Here is a 3,445-nt window from a genome sequence, read left to right on the forward strand (position 1 = left end):
ACCCGCGACGTGACGCTGCGCGCCGCGCCCACCACCGTGGATCTGGGCGGGGTGCAGGTGCGCACCTGGGCCTACGGTGACGCCCTGCCCGGCAAGGAGATCCGGGTGGCCAAGGGCGAGGTGCTGCGCGCCGACCTGACCAATGCCCTGCCCGCCCCCACCACCGTGCACTGGCACGGGCTCGCGCTGCGCAACGATATGGACGGCGCACCCGACCTCACCCAGCCCGCGGTCGCTCCCGGCGGCACCTTCCGCTACGAGTTCACCGTGCCCGACGCCGGGACCTACTTCTTCCACCCGCATGTCGGCGTACAGCTCGATCGCGGCCTGTACGCGCCGCTGATCGTGGAGGACCCCGCCGACGGCGCGGACTACGACCTGGAAGCCGTTGTGGTGCTGGACGACTGGCTCGACGGCGTCGACGGCCGCGATCCCGACCAGCAGCTGCGCAAGCTCCAGCAGCAGGGCATGGCGGGCATGGATCACGGCGGCATGGATCACGGTGGGATGGGCATGTCCGCGGATCCGAACGCCCCGCTGGGCTCCGACGCGGGCGATATCACCGACTACCCGTACTACCTGATCAACGGCCGAATCGGCACGGACCCGGTTACTTTCACCGGCCGCCCGGGCCAGCGGCTGCGGCTGCGCATCATCAATGCCGCCTCCGACACCGCCTTCCGCGTCGCGGTCGGCGGCCACCGCTTGCGGGTCACGCACAGTGACGGCTTCCCGGTACAGCCGGTCACCACCGACAGTCTGCTGCTGGCCATGGGCGAACGCTACGACGCCGTCATCGATCTCGCCGACGGCGTCTTCCCGCTGGTGGCCTCGGCCGAAGGCAAGAACGGCCGGGCTGTCGCGCTGATCCGCACCGGCGGCGGCGCGCCGCTGGCGACCGATGTCCGCCCGGCGGAGCTGACCACGCCGCCGCTCACCGGTGGCCAGCTGGTCGCGGCCGAATCCGTGCGACTACCCGCGCGCAAGCCCGACCGCATCCTGGAGGTGGCGCTCGGTATGGGCAAGGGCGACTACGTCTGGACCATCAACGGCAAGTCCTACCCGGACCACGCCATGCTGAATGTGGCTGCGGGCGAACGGATTCGGCTCCGATTCGTCAACAAAACCATGATGTTCCATCCGATGCACCTGCACGGCCACACCTACCAGGTGGTGAATCCGGCGGGCACCGGCGCACGCAAGGACACCTCGATCGTGCTGCCCATGCAGACGGTCGAGGCCGACTTCGACGCGAACAACCCGGGACAGTGGATGATCCACTGCCACAATGCCTATCACGGCGAAGCCGGCATGATGAGCGTGCTGTCCTACACGTGGTAGGGGTGGCCGCCCAGAGCGGCGGTGTGCACCGCGACGCGGGAGCGCGACAGCCGGAGGTTGGCGCGCTCCTGATCGGTCAGGGTGTGCCGAGCACGCGCCCGGCGGACGGGTGCGGCGAGTACCGACAGCACGGTCAGCGGGGCGTGGTTGCGGGGGAATGCGATGACGGCCATGAGAGAACTCCTTTGTGGAGACAAGGGCTCACCGCGAGAAACTCTGACAACGGGCATGCGAAATAGGAACGTCGACGAAAGGCGACGAACGATTCGAAATCAAGCGGCCGTCAGAGTGCGGCAAGCCGGGAACGAGAATTGTTTTCGACCCGGACTGGGATACGGACTATCGCCGGAACTCATACGCCCCTCACCTCCTTGCCGCCGGGGCGCACAGGGGCGCCGCTTACCGTGTTACGCAGCGACAATGGGGAGATCGCAACACCGAGACCGGTGGCGCGGGCACCCCTCTCGTCAGAGCTTCGGCACTGCACGACGTAATCCCGCGAGGGGAAGCCACTTCGGGTGACCCCTTAATCCGGGGAAACCTGTCCTAACCCTGGGCGTCTCTCGACGTCGTCGGATCAGTGGCCTGTGTTCGTACAGGAGCCTCGCCTAGCGAGGTGCTGACGAACCCATACTGGCCGTGAATCGCGACAAAGTCAAACAGCCGGAATTCGACGACGGGCCGGTCCGAATTTCGGACCGGCCCGTACCCCGAGTCGAATTACCCTACGTGGACCGGAGATTCGGTCGAGGTGGCGCGGCGGACCGCACCGGTGCCGACGGCCTCGAGATTCTCGGTGCCGTGGATCACATCGGTGAAGGCGCGGGCGACCGTATCGTCCTCCAGGGCCCGCTCGCAGCGCCGGGCCAGCTCGAAACGATCCTCGGCCGGGTATTCCAGTGGCTGCAAGGCGATTTCGGCGATGACGCCCTTGGAGCGCAGCACCCGACGGATGGAGTCGCCGAGCGAGTCGACGCCGACGAAGCCTGGGACGGTGGACAATTCGCCGTGGCGGTCCAGGTAGCGCAGCCGCATCGGCTGCACCGGCATCCCCGAATCGACCGACGCCTGGAACAGGGCCGGGCGCAGTCGGCCGTGGGCGCGCCCGCACCAGGTGGTGCCCTCCGGGAAGAACGCCACCCGTTCACCGGCGGCGGCGCGGCGGGCCATGGTCTCGATGACGGCCGGAAGTGCCCGCAGCCGTTCGCGTTCGATGGGGATCACGCGCACCCGCTTGGCGACATCGCCGAGCATGGGCCAGTCGATCAGGTCGGCGCGGGCCACGAAGCTCATGGGCTCGACCGCGGTCAGCGCGACGATATCGGTCCAGCCGACATGGCGGGCGGCGATCAGCAGACCGCCCTCGTGCCCACCCTGGTCGCCGACCGACTCACCGCGATTGTCGACGATGCGGACTCGAATTCCGCAGCAGGCCAGCAGGGCTCGCGCATAGCGGCTCTGCAAGCCGGCGCGGCGGCGGCGCGGGGTGACGAAGTGGGCGAGCGGGAAGCTCAGCAGCACCCCGGCCACACCGGCGATACGCGCGGCCACCCGCAGCGTGCCGGCCTCGTCGGGGGCATCGACACACGAAGGGCCGCAAGGGCTGTGGGGCATCCAGGCGTGGGCGTCCGCCTCGGCGGGCGGACACGACAGCGAACCGGTGTCAGGGGAGAGCAGGGCGGGCATCATGGGGCATCACCGGGCATCCAGGCTGTTGGCCGCGCCCTGCAGGCGCTCCAGGTAGCGGGTGTTGATGGTCGACAGACCGAGCAGGGCCACGAAGTCGGCCACCGCGAAGTCCGGGTCGTGCGCGGGCTCGCCGCAGATCTCCGCGCCCAGGCGCAGGTAGCCGCTGAGCAGCGGGGGCAGTTTCGGGCGGGCCGGGGCGGCCAGCTCGTCGAGGGTGCGGCCGTCGACGACGACCGGGTTGTACGGGCGCACATGGCGTTCCGCGTCCAGCGCGTGCTTGCGCAGCAGCATGTCGCGCACGCCTCGCACGTTGACGCCCGGCTCGTCCTCCGGGTTCATCTGCATCGGCACCGACACGCAGCCCATCACCCAGTCGTAGCCGGTGAGCTGGATGTAGTGCAGGATGCCCGCCCAC

Annotated in this window: 3 protein-coding genes, 1 pseudogene and 1 riboswitch; of the genes and pseudogenes, 1 reads left to right on the forward strand and 3 read right to left on the reverse strand. The window is 69.0% G+C overall.

The features are described 5' to 3' along the window. Window positions 1-1,341, forward strand: a 1,341-nt coding sequence (locus ACWELQ_RS41380) for a multicopper oxidase family protein (protein ID WP_452402448.1), incomplete at its 5' end; no start/stop codon positions are given. Here ACWELQ_RS41380 and ACWELQ_RS41385 read toward each other — a convergent pair. From ACWELQ_RS41385 to ACWELQ_RS41395, 3 genes and pseudogenes are all read right to left on the reverse strand, one after another. Then, window positions 1,329-1,514 carry a hypothetical protein gene (locus tag ACWELQ_RS41385; protein ID WP_452402449.1) on the reverse strand — a complete coding sequence of 62 codons (186 nt, stop codon included), beginning with the start codon at window positions 1,512-1,514 and terminating at the stop codon, window positions 1,329-1,331. The two genes, ACWELQ_RS41380 and ACWELQ_RS41385, sit on opposite strands and share 13 nt — an antisense overlap. A 279-nt stretch (window positions 1,515-1,793) precedes the next feature. Next, window positions 1,794-1,964: riboswitch (M-box (ykoK) riboswitch) on the reverse strand. A gap of 97 nt (window positions 1,965-2,061) precedes the next feature. Continuing rightward, on the reverse strand, window positions 2,062-3,030 hold the full coding sequence (locus ACWELQ_RS41390) for a lysophospholipid acyltransferase family protein (RefSeq protein ID WP_452402450.1): 969 nt from the start codon (window positions 3,028-3,030) through the stop codon (window positions 2,062-2,064). A gap of 6 nt (window positions 3,031-3,036) precedes the next feature. After that, window positions 3,037-3,445, reverse strand: a pseudogene (locus tag ACWELQ_RS41395) (phosphohistidine phosphatase); the annotation flags it as partial.

The sequence above is a fragment of the Nocardia sp. NPDC004722 genome (assembly GCF_053601505.1).